This is a genomic window from Planctomicrobium limosum, from assembly GCF_051465645.1.
In the GTDB taxonomy this organism is placed as follows: domain Bacteria; phylum Planctomycetota; class Planctomycetia; order Planctomycetales; family Planctomycetaceae; genus Planctomicrobium.
The window spans coordinates 824,419-841,106 of sequence record NZ_CP195790.1 but is presented as its reverse complement, the minus strand read 5'-3'; the positions used below and the strand labels follow the sequence as shown (position 1 = coordinate 841,106).

The window sequence follows — 16,688 nt, the reverse complement described above, 5'->3', positions numbered from 1 at the left end:
TCAGTCTGCTCAAGCACACGCTTTCGTGTCGACAACTTCTCCTGGTGCTCTAAAAGAGCATCACGAGACCTTCGAGGCTTTGCAATTCACGATAGATCTCGTGGATGTGAGCAGCCGATGCCACCTGAGGTTCAACAGTGACGCTAATGTGTCGTCCAGACGGAGTTGCCTTCGACGAGATGGCAGGTTCAAAATCTCCCTCCAACTGCTTCTTAACTGCAACAAGGACTGAATCTGCGAACTGTTCAGTTGCCACTCCGATCACCTTGAAGGTGAACGAACATGGGAACGAATGGTTCGCTTCGAGAATCTCAAGTGTCGGGAGACCGTTCTGCATATTCACTAACCGAAGAAAAAACGATTCGAAAAGCCGCCCCGAAAGGCCACGCAGAGAGTATCGAGAATTCGCTCAATAATCGCTGCGTGACATGGCCTTGGCTCGGGGATCAACACGCTCATTTTCGTACTGACTGATCAGACGACAAGAGCAGAAATTCAACTGAATTAGTCGACAAGCCGCAACACTGGAGAGGTCAACATTACTCGCTCAGTCTGAATGAACTCGAGTTGTTGAATCGCTTCCTTCACCATTGCGGTGCGTTGTGGATCAAGTCCTTGCAGCGCTGGAACAACAGCGGACCACAGTCCTGCCGACAAATGCTTGTCATCCTTTTTCTTCTGTTCCCCGATATCAACCAGCAATTGTTCGAAGAAGTTATGCTGTTCCGGGAAGCTCCGAATTTCATAATCGGTCAGTTCGACACTTTTTGCCGCATAGGCAATCGCGTCTTCCAGAGTCCCGATTTCGTCGACGAGTCCCAGTTCCAGAGCCTGTTGACCGGTGTAAACTCGTCCGCCAGCGATCTCATCGATTGGCTTCTTTAGTTTCCCTTCGCGACCTTCAGTCACGTGAGTTTTAAAAACGCCGTAGATCTCGTCCATCCACTTCTGCAGATCCGCTTTCTCTGAATCTGTCCATGGCTGACTGGAAGTCAACATGCCAGCACGCTGACCTCGCTTGTTCTGCTCGAAGTTCACGCCGACTCGACTCCACATCTTGTTGGTCGCCAGTTTCCCGGTGACCACTCCGATTGAGCCGGTCAATGTTGTGGCGTCAGCAAAAATGTGATTCCCGCGTGCGGAAACATAGTACCCACCGCTTGCGGCCATTCCCCCCATCGAAACGATGACCGGTTTACTTTTCTGAACATGGCGAACCGCTTTCAACATAATTTCGCTGGCTGTTGCGGATCCACCCGGTGAGTTCACACGCAAGACGACAGCACGAATTCGCGGCTCATCGGCAATCTTATCGAGTGCTTTACGAACCTGTTCGCTGTAGGCACCTGAAGTATCTTCGAAGAGAGATGCTTCCCGTTTGCCAAGCATGATCTGCCCGTCAATGTGCATGATCGCAATGGCGTTCTTTGTCGACTTGGATGGCTTTGCCCCTGAGAGCAATTTCGCCCAGATCTGCATCATCGCAAACGGGTTCTCGAGATCGATGTCAGCAGCAGTCTTCTTTCCGTACGTCTTATCAAGCTTGATCGCCGCCCCATGGGTCGTCTTCAGGAAGGCCAGCAATTCTTCACGGGATTCAACGGCATCAATCAGGCCTGCCTTCTGCGCAGATTCAGCTGTATACAGACCGTCGTCAATCCAGGTTTTTACCTTATCCTTCTCGACACCGCGGCCGCTGGCGATCCTTGCCAGCAGACTTTCATAAAGACTGTCGAGCAACCAGTTCTTCATCTCCATTGCCTCAGGACTTGCTTCCTTCAGCATGAACATCTCAGCAGCGCTCTTGTGGGTGCCGCAGGTGAGAAAATCCGGTTGAACCCCGAGCATGTCGAGCAAACCGCGAACGTACACACCTTCCATGGCAAGCCCGTTGATCCAGGCATCGCCAGTTGGAGAAAGGCTCACTCGTTTTGCGGCCGCCATCAGGACGTAAGTTTGTGTCGAAACCGAATCGGCATGAGCATAGACCGGCTTCTTCTCTCGCAGCTTGGTCAATGTCTGATGCAGCTCTTCGAGCTGTGCGGTCGAGCCGGAAAACCCGTTGATCAGCAGGACAACCGCAGCAACCTTTTCGTCGGTTTCAGCCTTTTTCAGTCTGGTGACCAGAGAATGCAGGGAATCACCGCCGATGCTGCCCAGTAGGGGATCGTCCGATGCTTTCTGTTCAGAAAGGGCACCATGCAGATCAAAAACAGCGACAACATCAGGAGCAGCTGGTTTTGCATCTTCAGCTCGAACCTGTCCCGTCCAAGCGAATCCAAAAGCAAGAACGGCAACTGCGACTAAATACCGGCGAACCATATTTCCATCTCCATTGGCCAAGTTCGAGGCCTCATTGCGAATGCATTTACTCTAACTGCTCGTGAACGTCCGTTCCACTCCCAGCGAATGTTTCGATTCTTCCAATGCTAACCAGTATACCGAATACAGCCATCAGAGTTCCGGATCATCACCCAGGGCAACTCGCTAACGTCTCTTTTCTTATCCCGTGGTCTGGAAGCCCGCGACCTCGCGACCAGATGCCTGCACAACCGGTTCCTACACGACTGTACTTCCACCCGCATCTTCAAACCACAGTGTGACAACTGACTCGAAATCAACGACATTTGATGTTTCAATTGCGATTCGCCGAAGATATTCTTACAAACTGATGCATCGGCTGTTTCAGGGGAGGCTCCTCGTGCGCAATGGATTCCAGATCATTGCTGTACTACTCGTGCTGAGTAGTCAGGCTGTCGGTGCAGACCCGGCCGGGATCGAGTTCTTTGAAACGAAGATTCGTCCTGTTCTGATCAAGCACTGCTACGAGTGCCATTCCGAGAAAGCCACCAGCCTCAAAGGGGGACTGCTTGTCGACTCGGCTGCCGGATTACTGGCAGGCGGCGATTCAGGACCAAGCATCGTTAAAGAGAAGTCCGGAGAAAGTCTGCTTCTGCAGTCGCTGCGGTACGAGACCTATGAAATGCCCCCCGCCGGGAAGCTTCCAGACGAAGTGATCGCCGATTTTGAACGGTGGATCGCAATGGGAGCACCTGACCCTCGAACCGGGTCTGTCGATCCTTCCACCATTCGAAAAGAAATCGACCTGACGTCAGCGCGTCAGTTCTGGTCGTTTCTTCCAGTTGAATCGCACGTCATCCCAGAGGTCACAGCCGCAAGTTGGCCGCGGAACTGGATTGACCGCTTCGTCCTATCGCGTCTTGAAAGCGAACAGCTCGCCCCTCAGCCAGATGCCGATCGAGCGACGCTTTTGCGACGCATTTCATTCGACCTGACAGGTCTCCCGCCAACGCTGGCCGATCAGGAACGCTTCCTTGAAACGAAAGAAGCAGACGCCATCGAGAAGTACGTCGACTCGCTGCTGGCATCACCACAATATGGGGTGCATTGGGGACGTCACTGGCTCGATGTTGCTCGATATGCAGACTCCAATGGAGGGGACTTCAACGCCACATTCCATGAAGCCTGGCGTTATCGCAACTACATCATCAACAGTTTTAATGACGACCGTTCATTTCAGGATCTGATCATCGAGCAGATTGCTGGAGACTTGATGCCTTCACAGTCTGAAGAACAACGGGTGAATCAGCTGATCGCCACCGGGTTCCTGATGCTTGGCACAAAAATGCTGAGCGAACGGGATAAAGAAAAGCTTCGAATGGACGTTGTTGACGAGCAAATCTCCGCCGTCGGCAGCGCTTTTCTAGGAATGACACTGGGGTGCGCCCGGTGCCATGATCACAAGTTTGATCCCATTCCCACCAAAGATTATTACGCTCTCGCCGGGATCTTCCGCAGCACGCAGGTGCTTGACGGCGAGATTCAGCAGTACGTTTCCAACTGGGTGAGACAACCGCTCCCCATTGCTCCTGAACATGCTGCCGCATTGGCCGAACACGAGAAGAAGGTGAACGCTCTCAAGCAGGAAATCAAGAAGGCAGAAAGTCAGCTGAAGAAACTCGATTCGACCGGGGAACGTGCCGCTGCACTCCGGTTAGGCGTCGTCGTTGATGACAAAAACGCAGAGCAAATCGGTACGTGGAAATCATCGACCTTCTCAAAGGACTTTATTGGCGAGAACTACCTGCACGACGACAAGATGGACAAAGGACAGAAGAAGGTCATCTTTCGGACGAAGCTCCCCAAAGAAGGTGAATACGAGGTTCGGCTCGCGTTCTTCGGTCGTCCGGATTTGGCCACAAACGTGCCAGTGACGATTCTCCACGCTGACGGGGAAGCCAAGGTCGCGGTTGATCAATCTCAGGTTCCACCAATCTCAAAACTCTTCAAGCCGATCGGCCGATGGCGATTCACTCCAGATCGCAACGCCGAAGTTACCATCGAAACAACAGGAACAGTCGGGTACGTCTTCGCTGATGCAGTGCAGTTCATTCCAATTGAAGAACTGAATCAGAAGCCAGACGAGAAGCAGCCTCAAGTCGCTGAGCAGACTGGAGCGAAGAAGCGTCTCGATGAGTTGAAAAATCAGCAGAAGGAACTCGCCAAGAACGGCCCGCCGCCAGCCCCGGTCGCCCTTGCAGTGAAAGATGCAACAGAACGAGGCGACTGCAATGTCTGTATCCGCGGCGAAACCCGAATGCTTGGCCCGAAGGTCCCCCGAGGCTTCCTCTCGGTTATGAACTTCCATGACCCGATTGAGATCTCGGAAGATGAAAGCGGACGGCTGGAGCTGGCGAAATGGATCGCTGACTCAAGAAATCCATTGACCGCCAGAGTCTATGTAAATCGGGTGTGGCACCATTTAATGGGAGCCGGTCTGGTTCGTAGCGTGGATAATTTTGGACATCTCGGAGACCAACCAACTCATCTGGAACTGCTTGACCAACTTGCCGTGGAATTCATTGCTCACGGCTGGTCAACGAAGTGGCTCGTACGACAGATCGTACTCAGTCGAACATATCAACAGTCCGCGGAATATGACGCTGTCAAGTGGGAACGAGACCCGGAAAATAAGCTGCTCTGGCGAGCCAATCTGAAACGAATTTCGGCAGAATCCATTCGTGACTCGATCCTTGCAGCAGGGGAGCAACTCGACCTGACAGCAATTGAATCTTCGGTCGCCGGTTTAGGGACATTAGTCACGGTGAATGTTGCGACAGACCAGGGCGTCGCCATTCAAGAATCCAAAAGGCGAACCGCTTATCAGCCGGTTCTCCGCAGCGAGTTGGCTTCTGTATTGAGGGTGTTCGACTTCGCAGATCCTGACTTTTCAACCGGTGAACGGGCTAAAACGAACGTCCCGGCTCAGGCATTGTGGATGTTGAATGGTGACTTTGTCACAGAGCAGTCGGCCGTCATTGTCAATCACTCGTTCAAGACCCCGTATTCAACGGTCGGGGAACGGGTTGAACGGATTTCGATGCAGGTTCTGGGACGCCCTCCGACGAGCGATGAAGCCAGAATCAGCCAGACATATCTCGATTCCAAACTGCTCGAAGTCGAAGATGAAGCAGACGAGAAAGCAGTCTGGCAAGAATTCGTTCATGCACTGATTGCCTCAACGTCATTCCGAATACTGGATTGATCTCCGATCGCGACCGTGTTTCACCAAACGGTCAAAGCGGAATTGCGGAAGAAGAGAGAACGTCAATGTCACATCACTCCGTAACTTCCCGTCGCAATGTTTTGAAACAGTTCTGCGCCGGCGGAACCGCACTTTCATTGGGCGGCTTAGCTGGAAGGACATTGGAAGCGAACCCGGATCTGGTCATCCAGCGCCCCCACCATCCGGCCAAAGCCAAAAGTGTCATCTTTCTTTTCATGCATGGCGGGCCAAGTCAGGTCGACACATTTGACTATAAGCCAATGCTGGAGAAATCGGATGGGAAGGCGCTCCCTTATGCTCTGCCATCCCTGCTCGATGCAAAACAGCAAATCATGAAATCCCCCTGGGCATTTCGGCAGCACGGGGAATCAGGCCTGTGGATCTCGGAACTCTTTCCGAATCTGGCAACCAAGGCCGACGAGTTGTGCGTCATCCGATCAATGCACAGCCGAGGGCAATCGCACGGCCAAGCGGTCTCGATGATTCATACCGGCAGCGACAATTTGGTACGCCCATCCGTTGGAGCCTGGGTTTCGTATGGATTGGAGAAACTCAATCCAGATCTGCCATCATTTGTTTCTATTGCACCCAGCAGCGGTCACGGCGGGCCACGCAATTACGGGGCAGCGTTTCTTCCGACAGAGCATCAGGCAACAACATTAGGACGACAGGGAACACTTGGAAAAGCAACCATCGAGCACCTGACATCAAACGTCGATTCACAACGCCAGGCGGAGCGACTGGAACTCATTCAATCGTTGAATGCCGCTCACCTGAATCGAGTCGGAGTGGACGGAGAAATTCGGGGAGCAATCGAGGCTTATGATCTTGCCCATCGCATGCAGCTCGCCGCGCCAGAGACGATTGACCTGACAAAGGAATCCAAGGAAACCCAGGAACTCTACGGAATCGGCACGAAAGAAACCGACGGCTTTGGTCGGCAGTGCCTGCTGGCCAGACGACTCATTGAAGCAGGTGTGCGTTTCGTAGAGCTCTCGACAGGAAACGTCTGGGACCAGCATGGAAACTTGAAGGTAGGGCATGAGAAGAATTCACTTGCGGTCGACCAGCCGATCACAGGTCTTCTCACCGACCTGCAGCAACGTGGGTTACTGGACGAGACGCTGGTTGTCTGGGGAGGCGAGTTCGGACGCACCCCGACGGTCCAAGGAAGCAATGGCCGCGACCATAACCCCCAAGGATTCACAGTCTGGCTGGCAGGTGGAGGAGTGAAGCAGGGGATTGCTTACGGCGAGACGGACGACTTCGGCCACGAAGCCGCAATTAACCGCGTCCATATCCACGACCTCCACGCCACGATTTTGCATCAACTGGGCCTGGACCACGAACGGCTAACGTATCGCTACGCCGGAAGAGACTTCCGCCTCACCGACGTCGCCGGCCACGTCGTCACCGACATTCTCTCCTAACAATCAAACCTTCGTTTCAGCTCTACTAAATCGCATTTGAACTCCAGACAACAAGATAGATAGCTAGCTAAACAGTGGCACTGCGTAAAAGGCCTATCGAAAGCAGCAATGGGTCTACAATATTCGTCTAGAGGAGTTAGCAATCATACAGCCCTGTATCGTATGGCCAAGTCCCACATTCTTGAATGTCGAGCATCAACTCAGTCAGGCTCACGCACGGCAGGTCGGTGATGAAGGAGGAAGCAATTGTGGGATTCAGCGTCACGATTGCTGCAACGAGCTTTTGCGGCGAAATTGAGCCAACATTGGGAAAGATCGACTCTATGCCGGCGCACACTTCATTCAAGTGGTTTTGAACCCACCCGAGTTTGCGGCGGAATTTGTTCACATAGGACTTTTCTCCTTTCACAAAGGTGTCGATATCCTTCCTCATAAATGTAGGTTCGGACGCCTCCCCTACCATCTTGCATTCCAGCAGAACGAGCAATCGCCAGCCCGGGTGGTAGCCGAGGAAATCCAGTTCGCCAATGTCAGCGGGGATCGCAATTCGCTTGTCCCCCATACCGACACTCTTCAGCGACTTCAGGCCAACGACACCCACTTTTCTTAAATTGTCCATGGTCACGCCCTCGAACCAAACCCCGGCTTTGTTTGACAACTTGGCGAGCCCTGCCTCTACATCAGCATTCTTCCATTCTGGCGGAAAACGCTGGAACACGACCCCTACCGTGAGAGTGATTAAGCATTCCTTCGCCAGCTCCCTAGACCAGATGATATGTGGACCAGTCGGGTGGGGGAACTCAAAGAAGCCGCGGCGAAGCGCACGGTACTCCTGCTTGGGCTTCCAAACCAAGCGTCCTTCGTCCAGCATCTTCGTGACCGGCAACAAGAAGCCCTCCAGGAATTGCCCCGCCTTCTGCTTCGTGGCACCTGGGATGTTCTTGGCCAGAATTTCTACAACTAAGTCTCGGGGACAAAAGGAAATGTCAAAGTTACCTTTCTGCACCACCTCCGCAGCGATGATGAGCTTCAGAGCATGCATCGCATTCGACCATTTAAAGCCAAAACTTCTTTCAAAGGCTGGATCTAGAATAGCGGCGTGCTCCCCGGTGTCTAAATGAAATGGAGGAGGCTGGAAGAATTGAATCCAATTACACCCATCTCGACTGATCCTAGAATGAATATCATATCGAGCAAAATCGCGTACTTTGAGGTCGAGGGGATGGCCGGCACCCGCAGGCTGAATTGTCAATTCCGTTTGGTCACTGAATAACATGTGCGTCTGGTCACTCTTAACGTAGAGTTCCACAAGTTGCTCAGCATAGATTGTACATTCTTCGGTCAACCGAAGCCTGTCGCGACTGTCTGCAAGCGCATCATCACGACCTAGGAGAGCAACTCGCTCGGCGAGGTACTTGATGCCGCGACGCATTGTCGGTCCACAACGTTTCCACATTTTCAGCTCATCCGGGGACAGACTACCCTCTCTATACTTGCGCTCTATTCTCGAAGTCTGGTCGTACAGGTGCAACAGGAAGATTATGAGGTCAGACGAGGCCAAAAAAGGCAATCGACTATCCAGCTGCTCGTGGAAGTAATTGAATTGGTGCTTTAAGATCTCATTGATCGTAGCAGGGTCGCGATATGTTCCACTGGAATAACTTTCACGCAAATTTCGCTCAGCTTCATCGCGGATTAGCTGCTCTACTACCGGCCGGGGGCGAAAAATTTCGATGCCGCTGAACGATTGGAGCTGCATGTTGCCGACTTTCTCGGAATTAACGACGTACATTACTTCCCCTCTCTCATATTTGGTGGCAGTCCTGTAAGCACGATAGAGCGAAGGTGTGACATCCAGATAGCCCGTCACGGTTTAAACCGACACTCGCGCCTCATGCATCAACGACCACAAATACAAATCATCGCAGCCGACTAGACGAGCCCCGCGGCATTAAGAGGAGGTTGGATTCTTAGAAATAGTCCAAGATACGAGTTCCGTAGGCCAGGTTGAGCGAGTTAGCGAAACCCAGCTTGCGTGGCACGAGTTCGTTTATGCGACAACTTCTAACACATCCCCGAGTGATAAAACAAATTATCGTTCACGACACATAACGACGAGCAGCCTCCGTTAGCTTCGATCCGGTGGCAGTCGTAAGCCAAAGCATATCACAGTAACGAGTAACACTAACCGGTGGCTGAAGTCCGGCCCTTTTTGATTTGGTCACTCTTCAAGCAGCTGCTTGAGGCCCCTGAACTACACACACAAGCCCTTGGAAGTCGACTTCAAAAGCATTCTGGCAGCGTGGCGTTGGACTTTTCTCACAAAGAAAAGGAAGGCGAAGGATACGTGCGAGAACAGAAGCAAGGGGCAGGGGGTGTTTGCCAAACGAAAAAGGCTCACTGCAAATGACTTCAGCGAGCCTTTTTCTAACATTCGGGGCGACAAAACACCCGTTAGAACTTTTTCTGGCCGAGTTGCGGTGTTGGGATGATCGCCTGAGACGCTCGCCCCACACGCAGAGGGCGGATTCTCACTGAGCCTTAGGCGTGTTGCTCGATGTCTTTCTTCCTGCGGGGCGATCCCTTCGCGGATCTTCCCGTCTTTGCCTTCGCCCCGACCTTCTTGCCAGAGGCCTTCGAGATGCCAATCTTCTCGACAGCGACCTGCAACTGCTCGGTAACGAAGGCGTTCAGGCTCTTTCCCGCGAGTACCGCTGCAACATTGACCTGGCGATGCAACTCCGGCGAGATTCGGGTCACAAATTGACCGGAAAACGGCTTGTCCGGGGTTTCTCCGCGAGTTTTGCAGAACTCAAGGTAATCATCGACGGACTCATGAAACGCCTTCTTCACCTCGGCGACACTGTCACCCTGAAAGGTGATGACGTCACGAGTGTTGATGACTTCGCCGTGAATGATGCCTGCGTCCTCATCGAACTCGACTTTTCCGATGTAGCCTTTGTATTCCATCATGGCGCGACTCCCGCCTCTGTCAGAAACCGTCGCATGGACTTGACGGCTCCTTTGTCTGTTTCCTTATGAGGGTGCGGCCGGTGAAATACTGCTCGGATGCCATTCAAGGCGATCCGCACTCGCGATCCGGCCCCCTCGGTAATCTCCGCACCGGCGGTCTTAAGCATCGCCTCAATATCCCGCCAGACAATGTTCGACCTGACCGGATCTTCGAAAATTGCTTCCAGCGTGCGTCGGTGCTTTGGTGCCATTCAGCCCTCAATAGTATCACTGAATGATACTACAGTCAAATTGCGTGTTTCGACGTGAAGTAATGCGAGGAAGTACAGCGAAACCGTGATGTCAAATGCAACGGTCAGCCATCCTCGTCATCGGCCCTTTCTCATCAGACAAGGCCCAGTGTATTTGATCATTCCCCCCACTGGAATCGGGGCGATACTCCGGCTGGCCGGTTGTCCGGGATGAGGTAAATTCCTGAGCACAGATGCTCTGCGAGCGGTGCCGAACGTTGGGTTCGGCCGAGTTTGGTGAACTGGGCGCCCAATACATCAACGGGCGCCGATTCCACACAAACACATGCAAATATGCATGTTACATGCCTAATGTGTCGCTCTGATGGGCGACGAAGGATCGTTTCAGAATCACGATTCTTGGGATAATTCGCCTGTAAAATTGCCACACACCCAAGTCACTAGCGACGTTTTCTCTTACGAATAGCTCGTGCGAACCATTTTCACATGGATTTCACAAATCAATCTCACTAAAGTTCACATCAGGCTTGAATGATGCCACGAGGCATCACGCGCCTTCAGCCAGAATACCGCAGATTTTCATTCCGCAATCGATCTGCCAAATACGTCCCGCCGTTCAAAAGAGGATCACATGAAGAACACTCCCAAACGCTCAGCGTTTACGCTGATTGAGCTTCTGGTGGTGATTGCAATCATTGCCATTCTGATTGCGTTACTGTTGCCAGCCGTGCAACAGGCGAGAGAGGCCGCGCGTCGTTCGCAGTGCAAAAACAATCTCAAACAGATTGGGTTGGCACTCCACAACTATGAATCGACCTATACCAAGTTTCCGGTCGGTTCGACGTTCTCATTCACGAAGGCTGCCAACTGGCGGCACGCGTTGCTTCCTTATCTCGAACAAGCCACAGTTTACAACCTTTCGATCCCTTCTTCAGCAACGAACTTCTATCCAGTAGGAAACACTGCACACGATCTCTCTGCTTACAATGCATACACCCGCCCGCTGATTAATCTCGTTCTGCCGGTCTATTCCTGCCCATCCAGCAGTGTCAGTGACCTGTACCAGTACAACAGCAACTTTGCTGGAAAAGAGACTCAGGCGATTAAGTATGTCGGGATCATGGGGTCTTACCCTGATCCAGTCGGACGAGCCAACACCTCATACATGGTGCAAAGAAACAGTTATGCAACGAACACCGGCTGTCTTCTGATCAACGAAAGCCGTGGGTTCAAAGATGTGGTCGACGGTTTGTCGAACACGCTGGTCATTGCCGAGCAGTCCGGAAACGCCCGAAACCCTCAGATCTCGAACTACCATGCAGGCTGGGGCGGGGTGAACTCACTTACATCCGTTGGTGACTGGATCAAAGGAACCGCAGGGCAGCATTTCTTCGGAACTGGGCTGACAAGTGTCTTCCACCGCCCGAATCCGACATCAACCGGGTTGGAAGCGAATGATCCTTATGACTTCAACACGGCACTCAGTTCGTTCCACACAGGTGGAGTTCACGGGTTGCTGGGGGATGGTTCTGTCCGCTTCGTCAGTGAGAACATCAGCTGGGAAATCCTGCAGAACCTGTGCGTCCGCGATGACGGTCGTGTGATTGGAGAGTGGTAATGTCGTTCACCAATTCAATCCATGTCTTGGCGGCACTGGCAATCCTGCTGCCCATCACAGGTTGCTCAAAAGCGTCGACACGCCCTGAAGTCACGATCACTGGCAACGTCACTTTGGATGATAGCCCGTTGACTTCAGGATCTGTTCAGTTCAGTTCCAGCGCAACCGGAGATTCTGCTCAGGCGGCTGTCGATGCTGAAGGGAAATACGTTATCAAATTCAAGGAAGGCGATATCGGGGCCATTTACGATGTGACGGTCACAGGAAATCAGGAAGAAGAAGTCAGCGCTTCGGATCTCCTCGCCAATCCAAAACTCCTCAAAAAGTCAGCGATCCCTCTTCGCTACTCGGACCGTGGCAAAAGCGGCCTGAAAACAACCATCACTGAACCGGGCGAAAACCAATACGATATCGTCCTGAAATCCAAGAAGTAGCCCCGATTCCTCGCGTTCCTATGCAGAAGCAGGAACACTTCTGGCCGGCAAATCTTCTTTCTCACCAATAAGTTCAAACGATGCCGGCGGAATCCTGCGGGCATCGTTTTTTTATGCGAAGACGTTCGATACAGTCTCGGCTTATGACATTGCCTGAAAATTCTTCTGCGGTATCGTGACGTCTCTTGGGCGTATGGTTCGTGGAGTTTTCAAAGAGATTGTTTATACGCCTGTCCCCGAGCCGTCAGAGCGATCACGCCGTGCATTCCCTGTCACGAAGAGATCAAGGCCAAGCTCATTTGATAAATTCGGTCTGAAGGAACTGTGTCGTGTCCATTGACTCTTGTGAGATTGTTGTCGCTGGTCATATCTGTCTGGATGTCATTCCGACGTTTGAACACCGAGAAGGTGCAGAACCCCCTTCGATTCGCCCTGGTCATCTGATCAAGGTGGGCCCTTCAGTCTGCTCAACTGGCGGAACAGTTTCGAATACAGGTCTCGCACTGCACCGTCTTGGCACACCTGTCAAGCTGATTGGAAAACTGGGGAACGATCTCTTCGGAGCAGAGGTTCTCCGATTGCTGAAGGTTCAGGGATCACACCTCGCGGATGGAATGGTCAGTGTGCCAGGTGAGGTCACCAGCTACTCAATCGTGATCAATCCGCCTGGTGTCGATCGAACCTTCCTGCATTGCCCAGGTGCCAATGACACGTTTCGTGCGAACGACGTAAATCCGGCTGACCTCGGAGAAGCCAAACTCTTCCACTTTGGCTACCCGCCGATCATGAAGGCGATGTATGAAAACAGTGGCAGTGAATTGGCCTTGTTACTGAAGAAAGTCCGCGACGTCGGCCTGACGGTCTCACTCGATCTCTGCATGGTCGACCCGAACTCGGAAGCAGGTCAGGTCGATTGGAAGCAACTGCTGGCCAATGCACTTCCGCACGTCGACGTTTTCTGCCCTAGCATCGACGAACTATTGTTCATGCTGGATCGCAAACGTTTTGAAGAAGCTGTCGCTGACGGCGGTTTCGATGCCGCACGACATGTCGATCGCGATCTGCTTCGCTCGATTTCCAGCGAATGCCTGAAACTCGGAGCAGGCATCGTTGCCATTAAGCTCGGCGAACAAGGCCTCTACCTGAGAACGTCTGCTGATCGGACTCGACTTGCATCTCTCGGGCGAGCGACACCAGCGGATCTCGACAACTGGATCGACCGCGAGATCATCTCCCCATGCTTTGAAGTCAATGTCGTCGGCACCACTGGTTCAGGGGACTGCACCATTGCCGGTCTGTTGTCCGCATTCGTGCGTGGAGAATCTCCAGAAGCCGTGGTCCGCTGTGCGGTCGCAGTCGGGGGAGCGAGTGTCGAGGCCTCCGATGCAGTGAGCGGCGTTTCATCCTGGTCTAACATTGCTCAACGAATTCAACAGGGCTGGAAGATGCGTACGACAGCAATCGACCTCAACTGATTTAGATTGAGGAACCTGCTTCGAGAGTCTCAATCAGCTGTATTGGTCATCGTCGATCATGATCGACAGTTGAACTCAGCTCTCGAATTCAAACAGCTGAAATTCAGCAGAACTCGCTTGCGCGTTCTTGACGGAGCCGCCCGTGTTGGTACGCTGTTCAGGTTAACGAAATTCAACTTTCAGTTTTCAGTCTCTTCACATTCTCAGTTTTTTTCAGAGACCGGACCTGCATCGGATTTCGGATTGAAACTGAATCAACAGAGGTTGATCGTGCCTTGCCATCAAGTTCTCTGCCGACATCTCGACACGAAGAACCTCTGACCAACTTTAAGCGGACTCCTGTTCAGACCGGCGTCGCTGAAACCAGAGCGTGACAGTTTCGATCTTCCGCGTGACCACTCTCATCAGATGGGTATTGAAGCAAAGAATGCATGAACTTTGTCGAGGCGGCAATCCGGCAGAGAACCTCCATTCATGCGAGGCCAAGCACTAGAGCATTTCCAGAAATCATGCAGCGTATCTGGCACGCAGAATTCAGGGTTTCTCGTATGAGGACGAATTTTGCGAGGCCACATGATAGACCGAAGCGGTCTAGAAGTGAGTTCACCGAATGAATAGCTCCCCACCAGGCACGACCAAGGCCCGGCGTATCTTTTTGGACCTTCGTTCAAAAATTCTCGGTGGAGAAATTGGGGCTGATACACGACTGACTCTCCGCCCTCTCGCAAGCGAATACGGAACGGGGATCAATGCGGCATCCGAAGCAGTGAAGGCACTCGCAGCCGAAGGACTGGTCATTCTTGAAGGGCAGGCCGGTGCGCGTATCATTGCCCGCGATCTCAACCGGATTCGTGGTGAGGGTGTTCTTCGAATTGCGATCGAATGTGAAGCTGTCCGTCGCTGTGCTGAACTCGCAGATGATCTGCAGATGAACATTCTCGAAGCCATCGCGTCAAAAGTGGATCGCCTTTTTGAAGAGGGTGATCGCCTGGCTGAATGCCGTGAGGTGGATGTGCAGTTCCACCAGACAATTGCCAACTTCTCCGGGATTCCGATTCTGCTGGAAGAGCTCTCTCCGCTGCTCGAACGCCTCGTCATGCTCGATCAGACCGAAGCACGATCAGATGAAATCCCAGGTCAGAAGCACATCGAAGTCTTCGAAGCAATTAAATCTCGAAATCCCGTTGTTGCTGCTGATGCGATGCGACGCCACCTTGAACACTCATTGAATCTGGCCCTCGCACTCCTGTATCGGTGAGTCTGTGAGCAAGAAACAACATGTGTTGAAGGCGAAGTTTTGGAAACGGAGCAAAGACCGGTTCAGTTCCTGAGTGAGACGAGTATCAACTTGATATTCAACCCGAACATTAAGTCTTCCGATCGATTCGAACTTTAAGAAGGCATGGATCACGATGGCCACCATGACTGCAATACACCGCTGGATTCCGCGTGTCTTATGTTCACTGATCATCGGCCTGAGCACGACATCAATCGTGTCCGCCGGGCAACTCTATGTCGGCAGTGAAACGATCAGTATTACTCCCGATGCTCCGGTTGCGCTGGACGGTCAGCGTCAGGCCAGAATCGCAAAGGATGTCCAAGCCCCGTGTACCGCAACGGCACTTGTCGTTGAAACCCGGGAAGGAGATCGCTCTTTAGATCAGGCGATTTTCGTAGCGTGCGACCTGTGCATCATTCGCGGGGGCCGGACATTGTATGACGACCTTCGAGCCGATCTGAAAGGTCGCCTGCCAGAAGAGCTTCATTCGAAAATCATTCTGAGCGCGACGCACACTCACACCGGTCCAGTCCCTCAAGAAGAGCTGTACGACCTTCCCAAAGAAGGTGTCATGCCTCCTGCCGAGTATCGTAAGTTCCTGACCAAGCGACTGGCGGACATTATCGTCGCTGCCTGGGAAAAGCGGGAAGCCGCGACTGTTGCCTGGGGGCTGGGCCACGCAGTGATCGCTCATAACCGTCGAACAACATACGACGATGGAACAACCGCCATGTACGGGCGGACAAACATCGAGAAGTTCCGCGGCATGGAAGGTCAGGAAGATCACGGCGTCGAGATTCTGTACTTCTGGAATGCTCAGAACAAACTGATTGCCACCGCAATCAACGTCGCTTGCCCAGCACAGGAAGTCGAAAGTCTGAGCTCTGTGAACGCCGATTTCTGGCATCAGGTCCGCACGAAACTGCGAGAAAAACACGGAAGCGACTTGAACATTCTCGGCTGGGGCGGAGCAGGGGGAGATCAGACCACACACATCATGTATCGCAAAGCAGCAGAAGAGCGGATGCGAAAGCTGCGGGGGATCGACGCGTTGAACGACATCGCCAATCGTATCGTCAATACATGGGAAGATGTCCTCAACGTCGTCAAGAATGACCGCCACTCGGATGTCGCCTTTGAACACAAGGTCAAAGTCATTCAATTGCCTTACCGTGTTGTCACTGACGCGGAGTATGCCAGTGCAAAGGCGGCTCTCGCCGATCTCGATGGCTCGAAGAAGGGAGCCCCTTACAGCTATTGGAACAAGCTTTGGCACGGCTCAGTTGTTCGTCGCTATGAAGAACAAAAAACAGCACTGCAGAACTGGGAGATGGACCTGCACGCCGTTCGAATCGGTGACATTTCGATCGTGACCAATGATTTCGAACTGTACACGGACTATGGAGTGCAGATGAAAGCACGCAGTCCATCGCTGCAGACATTTGTCATTCAGCTCTGTGGTGATGGAACCTATGTTCCAACCAAACGAGCTGTCGCCGGCGGCGGCTATAGTGCCGTGATCGAAAGCAGCTTTGTTGGACCGGACGGAGCTCAGGTTCTCGTCAACGAAACCGTTGACCTTGTAACCTCGATGTTCCAACCAGAAGCGAAAGCGTCTAAGTAGGTCGACTGGCTTGCTGG

General features: G+C 52.7%; 11 protein-coding genes and 1 pseudogene. 7 read left to right on the top strand and 5 right to left on the bottom strand.

All coding sequences use genetic code 11. The annotated features are described in order from the left end of the window. Positions 1–49: 49 nt before the first annotated feature. Positions 50–337 (bottom strand): YbeD family protein, encoded by a 288-nt coding sequence (locus SH527x_RS03070; protein WP_437193190.1) that lies wholly within the window; start codon positions 335–337, stop codon positions 50–52. Positions 338–504: 167 nt separating this feature from the next. Further along, positions 505–2,322, bottom strand: a complete 1,818-nt coding sequence (gene sppA, locus SH527x_RS03065) for a signal peptide peptidase SppA (RefSeq protein WP_437193189.1) — start codon at positions 2,320–2,322, stop codon at positions 505–507. Between the two features lie 379 nt (positions 2,323–2,701). Here sppA and SH527x_RS03060 point away from each other — a divergent pair, with 379 nt between their 5' ends. Then, entirely contained in the window at positions 2,702–5,566 is a 2,865-nt protein-coding gene (locus SH527x_RS03060) for a DUF1553 domain-containing protein (RefSeq protein WP_437193188.1), read from the top strand. Positions 5,567–5,631: 65 nt separating this feature from the next. Next, complete coding sequence (locus tag SH527x_RS03055; protein WP_437193187.1) at positions 5,632–7,017, top strand: DUF1501 domain-containing protein; 1,386 nt, start codon at positions 5,632–5,634, stop codon at positions 7,015–7,017. 136 nt (positions 7,018–7,153) lie between these two features. On the opposite strand, the gene SH527x_RS03050 is transcribed toward SH527x_RS03055, so the two are convergent. From SH527x_RS03050 to SH527x_RS03040, 3 genes and pseudogenes are all read right to left on the bottom strand, one after another. Continuing rightward, positions 7,154–8,809 (bottom strand): hypothetical protein, encoded by a 1,656-nt coding sequence (locus tag SH527x_RS03050; protein WP_437193186.1) that lies wholly within the window; start codon positions 8,807–8,809, stop codon positions 7,154–7,156. Positions 8,810–9,681: 872 nt separating this feature from the next. Next, positions 9,682–9,987 (bottom strand): annotated as a pseudogene (locus SH527x_RS03045) (type II toxin-antitoxin system HicB family antitoxin); the annotation flags it as partial. Then, on the bottom strand, positions 9,987–10,241 hold the full coding sequence (locus SH527x_RS03040) for a type II toxin-antitoxin system HicA family toxin (RefSeq protein WP_437193185.1): 255 nt from the start codon (positions 10,239–10,241) through the stop codon (positions 9,987–9,989). The gene SH527x_RS03040 and the pseudogene SH527x_RS03045, both read right to left, overlap by 1 nt. A 631-nt stretch (positions 10,242–10,872) precedes the next feature. On the opposite strand from SH527x_RS03040, the gene SH527x_RS03035 reads away from it, so the two are divergent. The 5 genes from SH527x_RS03035 to SH527x_RS03015 all read left to right on the top strand — a co-directional run bounded on the left by SH527x_RS03035 (position 10,873) and on the right by SH527x_RS03015 (position 16,671). Further along, positions 10,873–11,859: a DUF1559 domain-containing protein gene (locus SH527x_RS03035; protein ID WP_437193184.1), complete on the top strand. Its 987-nt coding sequence runs from the start codon at positions 10,873–10,875 to the stop codon at positions 11,857–11,859. Then, complete coding sequence (locus SH527x_RS03030) at positions 11,859–12,293, top strand: hypothetical protein (RefSeq protein ID WP_437193183.1); 435 nt, start codon at positions 11,859–11,861, stop codon at positions 12,291–12,293. Before SH527x_RS03035 ends, SH527x_RS03030 begins: the two co-directional genes overlap by 1 nt. A gap of 329 nt (positions 12,294–12,622) precedes the next feature. Further along, positions 12,623–13,768: a carbohydrate kinase family protein gene (locus SH527x_RS03025; protein WP_437193182.1), complete on the top strand. Its 1,146-nt coding sequence runs from the start codon at positions 12,623–12,625 to the stop codon at positions 13,766–13,768. Between the two features lie 610 nt (positions 13,769–14,378). Beyond that, entirely contained in the window at positions 14,379–15,026 is a 648-nt protein-coding gene (locus SH527x_RS03020) for a GntR family transcriptional regulator (RefSeq protein WP_437193181.1), read from the top strand. Between the two features lie 154 nt (positions 15,027–15,180). Next, a complete protein-coding gene (locus SH527x_RS03015; protein ID WP_437193180.1) occupies positions 15,181–16,671 on the top strand; it encodes a hypothetical protein in 1,491 nt (496 codons plus the stop codon). The last annotated feature ends 17 nt before the right edge of the window (positions 16,672–16,688 follow it).